The sequence below is a fragment of the Segatella copri genome (assembly GCF_949820605.1).
GTDB lineage: Bacteria > Bacteroidota > Bacteroidia > Bacteroidales > Bacteroidaceae > Prevotella.
This window is the reverse complement of the sequence record NZ_CATKVU010000006.1, coordinates 2,191,538-2,206,998: the sequence shown is the minus strand read 5'-3', so window position 1 is coordinate 2,206,998 and position 15,461 is coordinate 2,191,538. Positions and strand designations below refer to the sequence as shown.

The following is a 15,461-nucleotide window of genomic DNA, read 5'->3' as shown; positions in this document are numbered from 1 at the left end:
CGGGTTTTCAAACCCTTTATCCATGTAAGGGTTAAAAAAAAAACTGAATAACTGAATACTGAATACGGATGGTGTCATTTGATACTTTCTTCATAATTCTTTTCTTTTGATTCTATGTCGCGAAGATACAAAAGAATCCGAATAATCGGATACCATTTCTTCTTTCTTATATTTTCGCACACTTATAAACATTCTCCCCTTGCCAGCAACTTTTTCTAAACTTTTCCCCGATTTTCTTGCATGTTTCGAAATAAAAGTTTATCTTTGCGGCAGATTTACAGAATCTAAATTGATAATTTATGGGTAGATACATCAACCCCTTTACCGATTGGGGCTTCAAGCGTCTCTTCGGTCAAGAGTTCAGCAAGGACTTGCTGATTAATTTTTTGAACGACTTGTTTGAAGGTGAGTTTCAAATCAAGGACGTAACATTCAAGGATAAGGAACAGCTTGGAGATACTAATGATCTCCGTGGCTGCATCTTTGACATCTATTGTGTTACCGACGATGACAAGCATTTCATCGTTGAGATGCAGAACAGATGGGTACCTTTCTTTGTGAATCGTTCCATCTATTATGCTAGTAAGGCTTTTATTGCCCAACGCAAGAAATTTGATGAAGCTGGTGTCCGCACAGCTATTTTATACCAGTTTGTACCGGTTTATGTGGTTTGCATCATGAATTTTATGCCAAAGGAGCATGAGGTGACAAAGTTTAGGACAGACGTTGCTTTGAGGGAGAAGTCTAGTGACTCGATGTTTTCTGACAAGCTTCGTTTCATCTATCTTTCTCTTCCTTTCTTTGATAAGAGTGAGGAAGAATGCGAGACAGGTTTTGAAAAATGGATTTATGTTTTGAAGTATATGGAAGTATTGGAAAGATTGCCTTTTACGGCACAGAAAAAGATATTCGATCATCTTGCTAAATTGGCGGATGTTCGTTGCTTGAGTAGTGAGGAGCAGGAAAAATACGATGAAAGTATTAAGGCCGCCGATGATTACTACTCCGGCCTTTATGGCTCTTATGTTGAAGGAGAGGAAAAAGGAATGGCTAAAGGTATTGCTAAAGGTAGAGCAGAAGGTAGAGCAGAAGGTGAATTATCTAAAGGTTTGACAATAGCCCGTAACTTGTTGGCAATGGGTATGTCTTGGTCGCAAATCATGCAGGCTACTGGATTGACAGAAGAAGAATTGAAGCCGCTTCAGGCGTAGTGTATATTTCGAAGTTTATACGATGGTGCGAAGATAAGAAAGAACCTGATAATTTTGCCCCGATATATAAAACTATAGGCTTATGGTACATGTAAATGAAACAATAGTTATAAAGAGCTCTTCTCCCAAGCTGGCAGAATGGGTAAAGAGGCTGAAGGCTCATAAGGCTGAGCAACTGGAGAAGTTGCGCAACGTGGAGAAGTGTGACTTTGAATTTCAGTTCTGATATTTGATGTCGCACGAGATATATGCGGATATAGCAGAGATTATCAGTAAGGACATTCATCAAGGCTTTGATAAATAAGCCTTAGTGAATGTCCTTGTTTTAGTATCCAATAAGTAAAATCCCTTTCAAAGGTAATTTGATTCTATTTGTAATATACATTGTTTCTAAGAACGGATAGATTCTTTCAAAATCATTGTGATTGCGATAAATATTTCTCACTGCAATCACTAAGTATTCCACGCTAAACATCATAGAAGCTTCGAAAATATCCTTTAAGAATTGGTGGTTCTCAGTGGCCCTGCCAGCTTCTACCTCGATAACAATTTTCCTGTCTGCACTAATGGCATCTGCATAAAAATGTTTGTCTATGTTGTTGTTGCATCCGAAAAGAACAGGTACTTTTATTTTTCCCTCATCCTTCTTGTTTTGTTCTACGCAATAACCGATTTTTTCGAGTTCCGGACGAACTATAGATAAAACACCATCAGACTTCAAGTCGTTTGTAGAAGACGAAATCTTATCTTCTGCTTTCTTAAATACATTGATAACTTCTTCCATAGGTTCGATTAATCCTATGGAACGTGGAAAGAATTGATATTGAATGTTTGTATCTTGCATAATTCAGAATCTTTTTTCTTGGCAAAGATAAGGTTTTTTGTCGATATGGCCAAGAGAAAATCCTATTATTTGTATAGCTATAACTATACATCAAGTAAACTTTTCTTATATTGTGACTTATTGGAAACCTTGTTTTTAGAATTCGTGTAAGATGCCGTTGTATACTTATTACTATAAGATTATCAGGTATTTGTATAGTTGTAGCTATACATTAACAAACTTTGGCCTTCTTTTGGCCTTTATTGGCCTTTTTCTTTACAGAATTATTTGTGCGGAATGTATCTTTGCAATCTAAAAATAACGAATTATGGAATTGCTGATAAAAGAAGTTTTAAAGCGCAAAGGTATATCTGTGAAGGAATTGAGCCAACTGTTGGGCGTAACTAGAGATGCTTGCTATAAATATATCAATGGGAATCCTACCATCAATGTTCTGGATAGGATAGCTAAAGTGTTGGATGTTGATGTAAGGAGTCTGATTAATGGCAGGGACGGGAAGGAGTTCTGTGCCTCAGACGATATTATGGGTAAGGCATAAGGATAGCTATGAATTTGATCAGTTTGTTTTCAGGAGCTGGAGGTCTTGATTTAGGCTTCCAGATAGCTGGTTTCAGGATAATGATAGCAAATGAAATTGATGCCAAGATTTGCCCCACCTTCCGTGCCAATTTCCCCGATGTTCATCTCATTGAGGGAGACATCCGGAAGCTGTCGCCTTCGGATTTCCCAGATGAAATTGATGGTATCATCGGTGGTCCTCCCTGCCAGTCTTGGAGCGAAGCGGGTTCGCTGAAGGGAATCAATGATGCACGAGGACAGCTCTTTTATGATTACATCCGCATATTGAAGAATAAGCAGCCACTCTTTTTCGTAGCTGAGAATGTGTCTGGGATGCTGGCTGCCCGCAATGCTGAGGCTGTTAAGAACTTCCTGGCTCTCTTCGATGAGGCAGGATATGATGTGAATCTTCAGATGTTGAATGCCAATGATTTTGATGTTCCTGAAGACAGAGACCGAGTGTTCTATGTAGGTTTCAGAAAAGATCTGGGTATCAAGGAGTTTATTTATCCTACACCGCAGAGTCATCGGCCAACGCTTCGTGAGGCAATCTGGGACTTGAAGGATTCGGCAATCCCTGCTAAGGAGAAGAATCATAGCAATGGTGATGCCTGCAAGGTGCCAAACCACGAATACTTTATAGGTGCATTCTCACCTATCTTCATGTCGAGAAACAGAGTAAGAGCATGGGATGAACCTGGATTTACGGTGCAGGCTAGCGGTCGTCAGTGCCAGCTCCATCCTCAGGCACCGAAGATGATTAAGGTAGAGAAGAATCTGCAGAAGTTTGTGCCAGGTAAGGAGCATCTCTATCGCCGTATGACGGTGAGAGAAGTGGCGAGAGTGCAGACGTTCCCCGATGATTTCAAGTTTATCTATACCGATGTGAATATGGGGTATAAGATGATAGGCAATGCCGTGCCCGTGAATCTGGCTTATCACATGGCTAAGCAGATTAAGAGGATGCTTGAGTCTAGAGGCATCAAGAGCAAGAAGGCGTAGGAAACATTTCTTTTTTCTGCGATTTTGATTATCTCATTGAGCCAATTTATAGGTATCAAATAATAGAGAAACGAAGAAAATGAGGTGAAAATAAAAAAAGTGAAATATTTTTTGGAGAATTAAAATAAAATCATTACTTTTGTGCCTCAATAACAACGAACGGAAGGCCCCACCAGGTGATGAGACTGAGCGCTCTAAACTTGGTGGGGCTTTTTCGTGCCTAAAAATTGAGATAATGGAAATGATAGAGAATATAATAGAAGAACATTTTGTAAGACCCTTAATGAAAATCTTTAGTGGCGAAGAAGCGCCAGTAGGATGGAATCTTCGTAAGACGGCAGAAGACTGGAACTGCTGTTTTCATGACCCGTACTGGAAGAAAATCTTTCATCAAGCGATGACACCTATTTATAGGCGGCTCCTGTCGGGAAACTATTCCGAGGAGGTCGATAGGGGTGAGGTACTCTTCCCTATAGCCCAATGGATGTATTCCTACGATGGGCTAGATAAACTTGTAGGCGAGCACAATATATTGGATGTACTGAATTCTGCGTATTACAAGTGGAAAGGTTCATATGAATTCTTTCGTTTGTTGCACAGCATTATGGCGCAGTCTTATCGCCCGTATATCCAGCAATGGCCAGAGGATACGATTAATGAAGAGATTGAGAAACTGGAAGTTAACGGTGATAGTGTGCGTGGAGAATTGCTGTGCATTATGTCTGCATATTTGATGATAGAGCATACGGATTTGTCGGAATCACATAAGGATTTCCTGGAGAAACAGCTGGATAAAAACTGGAGCTACTTGACACATGTGTATTCTTTTATGGTGAGAAGAATCGTAGGGTCTAATTTCAAAGGCTTCTTACAGATTATCAACAATGTGGCTATTTCGCCGTCTTGCCATTCCTATGTACACATATTCCATAAGGTGGTTCTGATGCGAAGGGATGAATTCTTTGATACTTCCAAGAAAAAAGAGAAACTGGCGAAGCACATGGCGAGATTGGAAAATATCATGAAGACTACACCGCAGAAGGATGATTTGGATGAGCTGTGTAATATCATCTTCGGTGCTGATTTTGAAGAGATGATGAAAAACAGATTCATGAGTTATGATGAACTGAATGAGAAGGCTAACCAGTTGCAGGATTCCGTGGAGAAGTTGTCTTCCGAAATGGAAAAGGCTACGAAGCAATTTGCTGAGGCTGTAGAGTCGCGTGTGTCGGTTGAAGTGATAGAGAAGCAGTTGCTGCGTATGAATCCTTCTTTGGCATCTGCCATCTTCGGTAATCTTTGCTTTATCTTGGCAAAAGACCCGGCATGGACTAAGATTCAGGCAGAACTGTCTGAGAAGATTATTCAGAAATCAGAACCTGAACCTTCTGTTATCAATTGTGGAACTTATTATGCTAAAGGTGCGAATCATGAAGATCATAGCCGTCAGCTCTATCTGACTACTGGCAATGATGCATCAAATAAAGAAATGTTGGATTCTAAAAACGATAAAAAATGAATGTATATTATGCGGGTAATGTCGTACACAACGACCATCATAAGGAACTGACTATTGGAGGTAACGTAACGTTTGAGGCTCTCCAGCAGATTGTGGCAGATTTCTTTAAAGATGAAGATGCCGAACCGGTGGATGATACGGAGAAATGTTCTGCTTCTGCTGATTCTGACTCTTCGGATGTCTCTTCTTCTGCCTCTGCAGGTAGAACTCCAGATGCGCTCTTTCTGGATAAGAATGGTAAAAAAGATTTAAAGCTGACGGCAAGGCTGGCTGGCATTTTCGTGAATTATCTTAAAGTGCATCACCTTTCTGGGGAACAACTTTCTACCAGTACCGGTCTGCTCAACAAGAGTGTGGTAGCTTTTTATCAACTTTGGCAGAAAGAGGGATATATCCGACCTGGGGTGCCGAATGGCTCCTCTGTTGCCCGGTTTCTGAATGAGGATTGTCATCTGCAATTGGGCGTAACCCGTAAATCTTATGCTGATTATATCAGAAAGAAAATCTCTCAGGGGAATATTGATTATGATGTTGAGGCGAAGGTAGACGATTATATGATGTCGCTACCCGAGTCTGATTCTTACGCAGAATAACGGGTGTTATTTGGCGTAAAGAAAAAAGTTTAGCTATTGAAAGTACCTGTTAAAAGGGGCATTCCGAAAAGTTTGCCCCTTTTCTTTTTCCGTCAAATGCTATTTCGCGTATTCGGCGGAAATGACGTAAAGAAACATTCTTCCTACCTTTGCCCCCGGAATTCAGAACCGATATGGTCTGAGTTTCGGGGGCTTTTGTGTATAGGCACATCAACCGTTGTGGGAGCGCCCAACTGTTTAAAAAGGAATTTATAAGATGAAAGCAATGAAACCTTTTTATTTTGCTCATCCGCAGTACGGAAAACTGAGGGTGGTGGTGATTGACGGGAAAATCTATTACTGTCTGATGGACGTAAAGAACATCTTCAAGAAGTCGGTACAGAAACTCTACGAGACGATTGCTGACTCGGAGGGGGAACTGAAAAATCTGAACATCGTGATGATGAAGGATATGAAAATCAAGTATAACCTCTTCTTCGAGAACCAGGAAATGGGGAAGGAAGAAGCGGAGGCTGAGAACGTGAATGCGGATATCAACTTCTGCGATGAACAGCTGGTGAAGGACCTCGTTGACAAGGATGTTGCTGCCGAGAAGATTGCGGCAAAATGGGTGCTAGGGTTCGTCAAGAGCAGACTGAATGATGCCGAGAATGCTTCGCTCTTCGAGGCGAACGGGGTTGACGAGATTTCGGATAACTCGCTGATTCTGCCTATCAATGTAAGTTATGGCTCAGGGTATATCATGATTAACAGCGAAGTATTCGATTAATAAAAATATGGAGGTAAAATGGAGATAGTACATGTAGTGGCAATTAATCCTTATCGTAAGGGAAATAAGGGGAAAGTTTTTTCTTACAATATCGATACTTATGATAAGGTCATCGGGTCGGAGGAAATCAAGAAGATGATTCAGCAGATTCGGGGTGAATTGCCGATTGACGGAGTGGATTTGAACGATGCGCAGACGGTGAAGAAGGCGCAGGAGAGGCTGAAGAGCGAGCTGCCTTTCTTCTGTCCGCACTACGGCATGTTCAAGAATAATGTGCGCAGACAGGAGAATGCCTTGCCGGAAAGCTTTCTCTTCCAGACGATTATCGATGTGGATGATAAGGAGTATGTGGAGAAGGCTATCGAAAAGGCGCGCGAGCTGAACTGCTCTTCCGGGATATGGAACGGCTCGTTGCTGCATCTCTGTTATAGCGCTCGCAAAAAACTGCATATCGGGATTAGAATGCCGGTGGGGATGACCATCGAGGAGACGCAGAAGGCGTATTGTGAGGCACTGGGTGTGCCTTATGATGAGAGCTGCATCACACCTGAGAGAATGATTTTCCTGACGGATAAGGACTCGGAAATCTACCGGTCTAAAATGTGGTGCGCAGTGCTGCCGGAGAGCGAAATACAGGCTCGCAGACAAGCGTTCCTTAATCGTGGGCTTACCGTGGACGGCCGCGGAAATGCGAAGAGCTCTTATAGCTTACTTGCCGGGGATTGCAAATCCCCAGGGACGCCTAGCGGGGATGCAATAGTTAATAGTAATCATAAAGTTCAAAGTTCAAATTTCAAAGTTCAAAGTAATGAAAACAATAGACTTTCGGGCAATCATGGCAATTATGCTGCTCCTGCTGGCACTGCTGTTCAGTCTGCCCAATCTGGTAATAGCAATCATGCTGATGATTCTCATCTCGGGAATCCTGGAGGCAATCGTGGCACTGGTGAACTGGGAGAGGCCAGTGAGAAGAATCTGATAGCCTTTGATCTGTTCGTGCAGTCGGCAGGGCTTGAAGGAATGGCGATTGATACCATTGGGTCTCGGCACTCTTCGCTCCTCGCTATCATGAGCGCAGGCGCATCGAGGGTGATGAGCGAAGAGGAACTGATGAAGGTGGTGAGGACGAAAATGCCGAGCTACTATCAGGAGCCGGATTGCCATCAGCTGATACATGATTTCTATGCGAAATATGCTGACAGCTGCAAGCCGATGTCGAGGGATGTGATAAGGGTGAATGCGCTGGCGGAAAAACAGGCCAGCAAGCAAGTTAATAGTTTACAGTTGAAAGTTAATAGGGCAGATGGTAATCATTCAGTTCAAAGTTCAAATCTCCAAGTTCAAAGTTCCGAGGAGGATTATCCTGACCCGCCGGAGATGCCGGAGAAACTGCCGAAACTGGTGGAACTGCTGATATCTCGGACACCGGAGATTTATAAGCCGGCAGTGGCGCACGCTATCTTCCCTCCGTTGGCTACACATCTCTGGCAGACAAGCTTCCGATATATTGATAATGTAGTGCATGAGGCTACATTGTCTACGTGCTTGCTGGCTGGTACGGGCGCTGGTAAATCTTCTGTGAACAAGCCGATTAGCTATATTATGGAGGATATCCGGAAGCGGGATGCGGAGAATCTGAAACGTGAGAAGGAATGGAAGGAGGAGATGACGCGCAAGGGCGCCAACAAGGACAAGCGTAAGCGACCGGACAACCTCGTTATACAGGAGATTGATGCCGATATGACCAATCCGGCATTCGTGATGCGAACCGCTGAGGCGCAGGGACGATTTCTTTACACTTCGCTCAATGAGCTGGATCAGTTTGATGCTCTGAAGGGTACCGGAAACCAGCATTTCCGTATCATGTGTCTTGCCTCAGATAGCGACAACCAGTACGGCCAGACTCGCGTGGGCATATCAAGCGTTACGGAGCGTGTAACCATCCGATTCAACTGGAACGCATCTACCACTATCCAGAAAGGACAGCGTTACTTCTCAAAAGTTTTGACAGATGGTCCGATAAGCCGCATCAATTTCTGTACCATTCCGGAGCGTGAAATCGGTGATGAAATGCCTGTCTTTGGTAATTACGATGATGCTTACCGAGAGGGGCTGAAGCCTTATATCGAGAATCTGAACAACGCCAGGGGACTGATTGACTGCCCTGAGGCATTCCAGCTTGCCCTCAAACTGAAGGATGAGAATGCGGAGTTTTCACGTCTGTCGCAGGATAGGGTTTATGAGAATCTTTCCTTCCGTGCCAACGTCATCGCCTACCTGAAGGCGTGTGTGCTGTATGTGGCGAACGGCTGTAAATGGGAGCCGGAGATAGATGAGTTCATCCGCTGGAGCGAGCGTTACGACCTCTACTGCAAGATGCGTTTCTTTGGTGATGCCATCAAGAGGGCGAACTTTTCGAACGAGAAATCGAGTAAGCGTGGACCGGCAAATCTGTTGCAGCAGTTGCCTGATGTCTTTAATTTCCAGCAGGCAGAATATCTCCGCTCGCAGTTGGGCATGGACAAGAAGGGCACTCCTTCGATGTTGCGTAATTGGGTGAACCGAAACTATATCCGGAAGATTCCGCCTAAGGGTGTAACGGGTGACGTAATCAGTATTCAGTTATTCAGTTTTGAAAAGCTACGTAACCGCAAGGATGGTAAAGAGGTAAAAATATTAGAATCTTAATGGAGTTTGAGTTATGGAAATAGTAGTAAAAAGAATAGCAAAGAAGAAGACTTATACGATAGGTCATCTTTATATCCTGAGCGATAAGGACGTGAAGCGTACCTGGCGTTCGGGGGTAAAAATAGGCGACAAGCGTATCTTTGAGCACAGCTTCGATAAGGCGAAGTTGGACAAGGAGCATTACTTCTGTGATACCCTGGAGCCTACGTGGAGAAACCTCCTGGGTGTCGAACTGAAACCGGAAGAGGAGGATGGACGGTACAGTAGGGTATCGGGTAAGAAAGCCCGCAAGATACTGGGGCATACGGCGATACCGGAGGGCTCGTATCCTGTTGTTATCTCGAAATCGCCAAGGTTTAAGAAGTGGCTTCCGCTGGTGCAGGGTGTTCCTGATTTTGATGGTATCCGCATTCATGCCGGTAATTATCCCGATGATACGCAGGGCTGCATTCTGGTAGGTGAAAATAAATTACAGGGTGCTGTCTTCAATTCCCGCATCTGGCTGCATCGGCTCATGAATGCCATTACCGCAGCAAGAGAACGGGAGGAGAGCGTTTGGATTACAATCATTTAATGTTGAATGTTGAGTGTTGAATGTTGAATTTTTAGTTATTAATTTTTAAAAACAAATTATTATGGTAAAGTCAGTTAATACAAATAAAGTAGAAATGGATAAGAAGGCAGCAGCTGCTGTCGTGTTTGAAAACCCTGAATTCGGTAAGATTCGTACCTTGACCGATGAGAACGGAGAACCTTTGTTCTGCGCAAAGGATGTCTGTGATGTGCTGGGGTATAAGAACCAGCGTGATGCCATCCAGCGACATGTTGATGACCCTTGTGTCGTGAAACACGACGTATGGGTAGTGACTGGCAAGAAGAAGGATGGAACCGCAGCAAATCGCTGGTGTCAGATGCTCTATGTTAACGAGAGCGGTTTTTATGCTTTGGTTCTCGGCTCTAAGCTTTCTACTGCCGTGAAGTTCAAGAACTGGGTTACGGCTGATGTGCTGCCACAGATTCGCAAGACGGGTGGTTATATCCCGGTACAGCAGGGCGAGAGCGATGAGGAGATAATCCGACATGCAGAAGAAATCCTCCGTGCTACGCTCAAGGAGAAGGAGAATCTGCTGAAGAAGCAGCGTCTGCAGATTGAACAGCAGAAGAAGCTTATCGGCGAACAGGATACGGAAATCCGCCGTTTGAATGATGTGGTGGATGAGCAGGTGGTTCGCATCGCTAAGAATGGTGATAACATCATCCAGTTGGAGAATCAGGTGGGTAATCTTCTGCCGAAAGCGCTCTATAGCGATAACGTGCTCGATTCCGTTTCCTGCTTCACTACTACGCAGATTGCGAAGGAACTCGGTATCACTGCCCAGGAGCTGAACCGCTCGCTCTGTGCTCTGCATATCCAGTATTACCAGAGCGGTCAGTACCTTCTCTATGCTGATTATGCTCACATGGGCTTGGCAAAGAGCCGTACCCGCTACAGCGCCTTCCTCGACCCGAAGAGCGATGGCAGACAGGAGAAGATGGGCAGAGCCTACACCCATACCTATCTCGTATGGACCGAGCGAGGACGAAAGTTCATCCATGACCTTGCCCATCGATATTGGGAACTCATTGAAAGGTAAAAAAGTAAAAAGGTAAAAAGGTAAAAAGAGCACCCTAGCTTAACATTCCGCTAGGCTCTTTTACCTTTTTACCTTTTTACTTTTTGGAAAGCGTGTGGGGCAAGACTTGTGAAACTTCAGTTATCTCAAAACATACTGACGAAATCATCATACTCCAGCTGACTGTCCACTAAAATCCATCTAAATCATATTCTTCACTATCCAAATCCAGACTGTCGTCGTTGTCGAAAGTTGTCTTTGGCGCTTTTTCTTCCTTTATATCCGCATCGGTTCCCTGGGTTCCGGTTGTTCCGTTTTCGGATGTTCCGGTTGTACCATTATCGAATGTTCCGGTAGTTCCGGTTTCTATTTCACCGGTAGTTCCTGTTTCCAAAGTTCCGGTTTCTTCTTCATTTTCTTCTGAATCATCAGTCTTTTCCTGCTGGATGATTTCCTCCGGTTCTTCAAGCAGTGGGTCCTTGCTGATTTTCAGCGGTGCCAGATGCTGGGTATAGAAGAGGGTATAGTCGTCGTAGCTCAGACTGGTGCCCAGCAGCAGGAGGTTTGGCTCGCTGATTACGATGCCTCGGGCTCCCTTTGAGAGGAGCTGGGTGATGGCCTGATGCTGGTAGATGTCGTTGGCATACTGGCGTGCTTCATCGTAATTGCGGAATCCCTTTACCTGCATGCGGTGCAGACCATTCTGCTCGTCAATGACGAGGTCGAAATTGCGAACGAGATAGGAGGTGAAATTATATTTCGCCATCTCGAAGAGCAACTGGTTCTCGTTTACAGAATCAGGAACGTAGGCGAGCATGAAGACGAACGGCTCGTTACGCTCAATGTTGAATACCTTGGCTTTGGATTTGATATCATCATTGAGTACGGCGTTGCGGCGTGACCATACATTGCTCAGGTCGAATGTGCCGCCCTTGAGCTGTCTGCCGGCTTTCACTCCGTTGAGAATCATTCCTGCCATCTCGCTGAGTCGGCTGTTCGGATATTTCTCTACCACTTGCTGCATATCATCAAGACAAGCCTGGATATTACCCTCGTGGAGCTGGGTGAGTCCGCCGATAAAGAGGAACTTGTCGCGGTTGGCTCCTTCAGGATAGCGCTTGTCAGAGATAGCCCTGTTGTGTACCACCTTATTATATAGGTTAGCCTTGAAGGCATCGTAGGTGGCAGCATAGAGCGAATCTTCGAGATGAATGCCCATCTTCGCATCTTCCTCATAATAAGGAGAGGTGAGTAGGGCGGTCCATTGGCTCTCCGGATAATTCGCTTTCAACAGGTCGAGATAGCGGCTGGCGATGGCTGGCTGCTTCCGGATGTTGTAGAGCAGGTAGAGGTGATAGTAGGCATCATCGAGATGTTCGTATGCTGCGTTCTTCTTCACCAGTCGCTGCAGCATGCGTTCGCTTTCGTCCAGATCATTGAGTTTGTCTTTCAGAATGATGCCGGCATGCAGCAGTCCATCGTCCAGAATCTGATTGCTTTCTGCCATCTTCTCTTCGGTGAGCGGAATCTGAGCGAGATAGTAGGCACGCTGATGCGGATCTTCCTCTGCACTCAGGTTCTTCTCTTTCTCCTTCTCAAGGTCTTTCTTCTGTGCCTCGTTGAGGAGCGAATCGCGCAGTTCATCTGTCATTTCTTCTACACCTTTGACATCGGCCACTACGGTCTGGTTGCTCCGCTGCCAGTTGTCTATGTTCTTTCGTTTGCCCCAGAGGCGCTCAAACTGCTGTTTGCCTTGGGCTACGGCAGATTGGGAATAGAAATACCAGGTATTGGTGTTGCCGAAACCGCCGTTGCCCATGGTTCCGTTTCCGAAGCCGGAAGAGGCATTGCTGTTTCCCTGATTTCTGTTGTTTCTGCTGTTATTATTGCCGTTGTTTCTTCCGAAGTCAGAGTTGCCCTGCTGTTCTGCCAGTTCCTGGTCGGCAAGTCTTCTCTTTTCTTCCTTTTCCTGCTTTTTCAGGGCATCTATTACCTTGTCAATGGCGACGTTTCTTTCTGTTTCGCTCATGCGGGCGAGTGATTGCAGGGAGTCCTGCAGATGGATGGCGTCGGTATAAGGCACCAGTTCATCGAGAACCTTCGAACGGTCGGAGAGCTGTTTGTAGTCTTTGCGGTCCTGGTCTAGGAGTCCGATGGCTGCATCATAGCATCGCTTGGCATCCCCATATCGGTGGCATTGCCAGTATACATTGCCCAGATGCAGCAGCAATACACCTTTCTCTACTCCGTTTCGGCTTGATTTCGCGGCACCCTTTTCGTATGCAGCAATAGCCTGAAGGGTATCGCCCTGGTTGAGATGTATGTTGCCGATGGCATAATAAACCTGGTCGAGATATTCCTGATTCTTGTCGCTCGCTGCCATTCGCTTCAATTTAGATACCATCTTCCGGGAGTTGTTGGTTGCCAGTACCTCGGTCATGGAGATGCGGGCATTGAACTCCAGTTCGTAAGGCGGATTGAGACGGATGACATGCTTGAAGGCACGGTAGGCATTCTGGGCATGTCCCTGTTGTGCTTCTACCTGTCCCATCAGATACCAGAGACGGGCTTTCTGCTTGCGTCGCATCTCATAGCCGATGGCTTTGCGGAGATACGGAACGGCCTCCTGATAGCGTCCGGTCTTCAGATAGTAGAGGGCATAGGTCTTGTCCCATTCCTTCTGGGCACGCCAGTGGATGGAATCGCGCTCGATATTACGGATTACATCTTCGGCATCGTATATCCATCCCGATTCGAGATAACTCTTGGCGAGCCAGGCACGTGCCTTGCCGTAAATGCCGGGTTGGGTAGCGTAGAGACGGCTCATATAGGCGAAAGTGGCTGCTGCCGACTGGAAATCGCCTTCAAAAAACTGGGAACGGCCCATCAGTATCCATGCCTTCCAGAGGAACGGATTATATTCACGGCGCTGCAGCCATTCCAGGTCTTTGGCAGTCTTGCGGCGTTTCTTGTCCCATACCGGGCGGCGCTTGATGCTATGCTGGTGAATGGCTTTCTCGCATTTCTCGATGGCGCGGTCGTAGTTCGACTTACCCAGTTCGCGGCTGTTCTTGTTGCTAACCGTATAATAAGGAATCATTTCAGAGTAATTGTCCTTATTTCCGTTTTCCTTTTCGAGCGAGCCTTCTATATAGGCTACGGTACCATTATAATAGGTGTTGTATCGGGCGTTGAAGGCATGCCACCATCTGCTCTTCGCCGTATTCTTCTGCGTAGAGCATCCTGCTATGGTCATTGCAAAGGCAAGGACAACCATAGCTGGCAAGAAGTTTCTGAATGGGAAATGCTTCAACATAAGTTTCTTCTTTATTTTAAAATTTTTCTTTCAGAGCGTGTGAAAGCCTTAGTGCTTTCTGGCTGCCAGTATCCTTGCTGCTGCAAACAGGATGATGCTGACGAAGATGATGGTTGCACCTGATGGCACATTGAGCAGATAACTGGCATAGAGGCCTACGATGCAGTCGATGCAGCCTATCACGATGCTGGCTCCTATCATGCGTTTGTAGCTGTAGGTGAAGAGGTTGGCTGTCATCTGTGGTATGGTGAGCAGACTGATGGCAAGTACGATGCCCACCATCTTGATGGTTGCCACGATGGTCATGGCGATGAGCGTCATCATCATATATTCTATTGCTGTAACCGGCAGATGTTGCGATTTGGCAAAGGTGCTGTCGAATGCGATGGTCTGGATAGGACGCAGCAGAAAGGTGAACAGCAATGCTACAAACAGGGTAAGACCTGCCAGAAGCCAGAGGTCTGTGCTGTCGATGGCAAGTATACTTCCGAAGAGGAAAGAGGGCAGGTCGGGCATGAAGCCAGGAGTAAGGAAACAGCAGATGATGCCCACGCTCATGCCAAGGGTCCAGAACATGGCGATGGCAGAGTCTTTGCGCACATCTTTCTTCCGTGATACCCATTGCACGCCGAAGGCACTCAAAATGGCGAATACCATGGCTGAGAGTATAGGGTTGATGCCTGCAAATACGCCGATACCGATGCCGCCAAAAGAGGCATGCGTAATGCCACCGCTGATGAAGACCAGCCGGCGGGTGACGATGTAGGTGCCTACAAAGCCGCACAGGATGCTTGCCAGTAGGGCGCCAATCAGCGCGTTCTGAAAAAATGTATATTGCAGTATATCCATGTTTTTACTTTGAACTTTAAATTTTTAACTTTGCGCATTGCATGTTACGCATTGCGCATTGCATGTTTAACTTAAAAAACTGATGACTTCGTCCTTAATCTGGTTGGGCAGGTTGATACCTCTCAGTATCAGACTTCGGTTCCATCCCGCCACTTCGTTTGGCTGCATCGTATAGAGCACTTCCGAGAATTCCTCTACCTCATCATCGGTATAGTCGTCGGCAGCTCTTCCTGCAAACCGGTCGAGTTCCTCGTCATCGTAGTATTCTATTTCCTTGGTGGCGGCTTCCATCATGCATTCCTGTTCGCATTTGGAGTTCTCTCCGTTGCAGGTATTGCACGAAACTCCTTCCTGCAGCGGTTCTTCGTCCTCCCCCTTGCGATGAGAGATGATGCCGAAAATGGCGCTTATCAAGCCTAGGACCACCAGGGCCAAAATCAGGTACAACATTTACTTTGAACTTTGAATATTGAACTTTGAACTTTATGATTAGCAAAGG

At 45.5% G+C, this 15,461-nt stretch carries 14 protein-coding genes; 10 read left to right on the top strand and 4 right to left on the bottom strand.

Going from position 1 to position 15,461, the window contains the following annotated elements; translation table 11 throughout:
• Positions 1-299 precede the first annotated feature (299 nt).
• Positions 300-1,211 carry an Rpn family recombination-promoting nuclease/putative transposase gene (locus RCO84_RS10330; protein ID WP_317585020.1) on the top strand — a complete coding sequence of 304 codons (912 nt, stop codon included), beginning with the start codon at positions 300-302 and terminating at the stop codon, positions 1,209-1,211.
• Between the two features lie 82 nt (positions 1,212-1,293).
• Positions 1,294-1,437, top strand: coding sequence for a hypothetical protein (locus RCO84_RS10325; protein WP_217756644.1), 144 nt, complete (start codon positions 1,294-1,296; stop codon positions 1,435-1,437).
• A gap of 99 nt (positions 1,438-1,536) precedes the next feature.
• On the opposite strand, the gene RCO84_RS10320 is transcribed toward RCO84_RS10325, so the two are convergent.
• Positions 1,537-2,055 carry a hypothetical protein gene (locus tag RCO84_RS10320; RefSeq protein WP_317585019.1) on the bottom strand — a complete coding sequence of 173 codons (519 nt, stop codon included), beginning with the start codon at positions 2,053-2,055 and terminating at the stop codon, positions 1,537-1,539.
• 307 nt (positions 2,056-2,362) lie between these two features.
• Here RCO84_RS10320 and RCO84_RS10315 point away from each other — a divergent pair, with 307 nt between their 5' ends.
• The 8 genes from RCO84_RS10315 (at position 2,363) to RCO84_RS10280 (ending at position 10,818) form a co-directional block, all read left to right on the top strand.
• A complete protein-coding gene (locus tag RCO84_RS10315) occupies positions 2,363-2,593 on the top strand; it encodes a helix-turn-helix domain-containing protein (protein ID WP_317585018.1) in 231 nt (76 codons plus the stop codon).
• Between the two features lie 8 nt (positions 2,594-2,601).
• Positions 2,602-3,615: a DNA cytosine methyltransferase gene (locus tag RCO84_RS10310; RefSeq protein ID WP_317585017.1), complete on the top strand. Its 1,014-nt coding sequence runs from the start codon at positions 2,602-2,604 to the stop codon at positions 3,613-3,615.
• A gap of 283 nt (positions 3,616-3,898) precedes the next feature.
• Positions 3,899-5,134, top strand: coding sequence for a hypothetical protein (locus tag RCO84_RS10305; protein ID WP_317585016.1), 1,236 nt, complete (start codon positions 3,899-3,901; stop codon positions 5,132-5,134).
• Positions 5,131-5,727 (top strand): hypothetical protein, encoded by a 597-nt coding sequence (locus RCO84_RS10300; protein WP_218434695.1) that lies wholly within the window; start codon positions 5,131-5,133, stop codon positions 5,725-5,727. The genes RCO84_RS10305 and RCO84_RS10300 overlap by 4 nt, the downstream gene beginning before the upstream one ends.
• Before the next feature lie 265 nt (positions 5,728-5,992).
• On the top strand, positions 5,993-6,496 hold the full coding sequence (locus tag RCO84_RS10295; RefSeq protein ID WP_317585014.1) for a spore coat protein: 504 nt from the start codon (positions 5,993-5,995) through the stop codon (positions 6,494-6,496).
• Between the two features lie 18 nt (positions 6,497-6,514).
• Positions 6,515-9,184: a hypothetical protein gene (locus RCO84_RS10290; RefSeq protein WP_317585012.1), complete on the top strand. Its 2,670-nt coding sequence runs from the start codon at positions 6,515-6,517 to the stop codon at positions 9,182-9,184.
• 13 nt (positions 9,185-9,197) lie between these two features.
• Positions 9,198-9,758, top strand: a complete 561-nt coding sequence (locus RCO84_RS10285) for a DUF5675 family protein (RefSeq protein ID WP_317585011.1) — start codon at positions 9,198-9,200, stop codon at positions 9,756-9,758.
• 61 nt (positions 9,759-9,819) lie between these two features.
• Positions 9,820-10,818, top strand: a complete 999-nt coding sequence (locus RCO84_RS10280; RefSeq protein WP_317585009.1) for a phage antirepressor — start codon at positions 9,820-9,822, stop codon at positions 10,816-10,818.
• A gap of 169 nt (positions 10,819-10,987) precedes the next feature.
• Here the strand turns inward: RCO84_RS10280 and porW are convergent, their stop codons facing one another.
• The 3 genes from porW to RCO84_RS10265 all read right to left on the bottom strand — a co-directional run bounded on the left by porW (position 10,988) and on the right by RCO84_RS10265 (position 15,412).
• Positions 10,988-14,113 (bottom strand): type IX secretion system periplasmic lipoprotein PorW/SprE, encoded by a 3,126-nt coding sequence (gene porW / locus RCO84_RS10275; RefSeq protein ID WP_317585007.1) that lies wholly within the window; start codon positions 14,111-14,113, stop codon positions 10,988-10,990.
• 48 nt (positions 14,114-14,161) lie between these two features.
• Positions 14,162-14,962, bottom strand: coding sequence for a metal ABC transporter permease (locus RCO84_RS10270; protein WP_022122084.1), 801 nt, complete (start codon positions 14,960-14,962; stop codon positions 14,162-14,164).
• A 66-nt stretch (positions 14,963-15,028) separates the two neighbouring features.
• A complete protein-coding gene (locus tag RCO84_RS10265; protein WP_317585004.1) occupies positions 15,029-15,412 on the bottom strand; it encodes a hypothetical protein in 384 nt (127 codons plus the stop codon).
• Between the last annotated feature and the right edge of the window lie 49 nt (positions 15,413-15,461).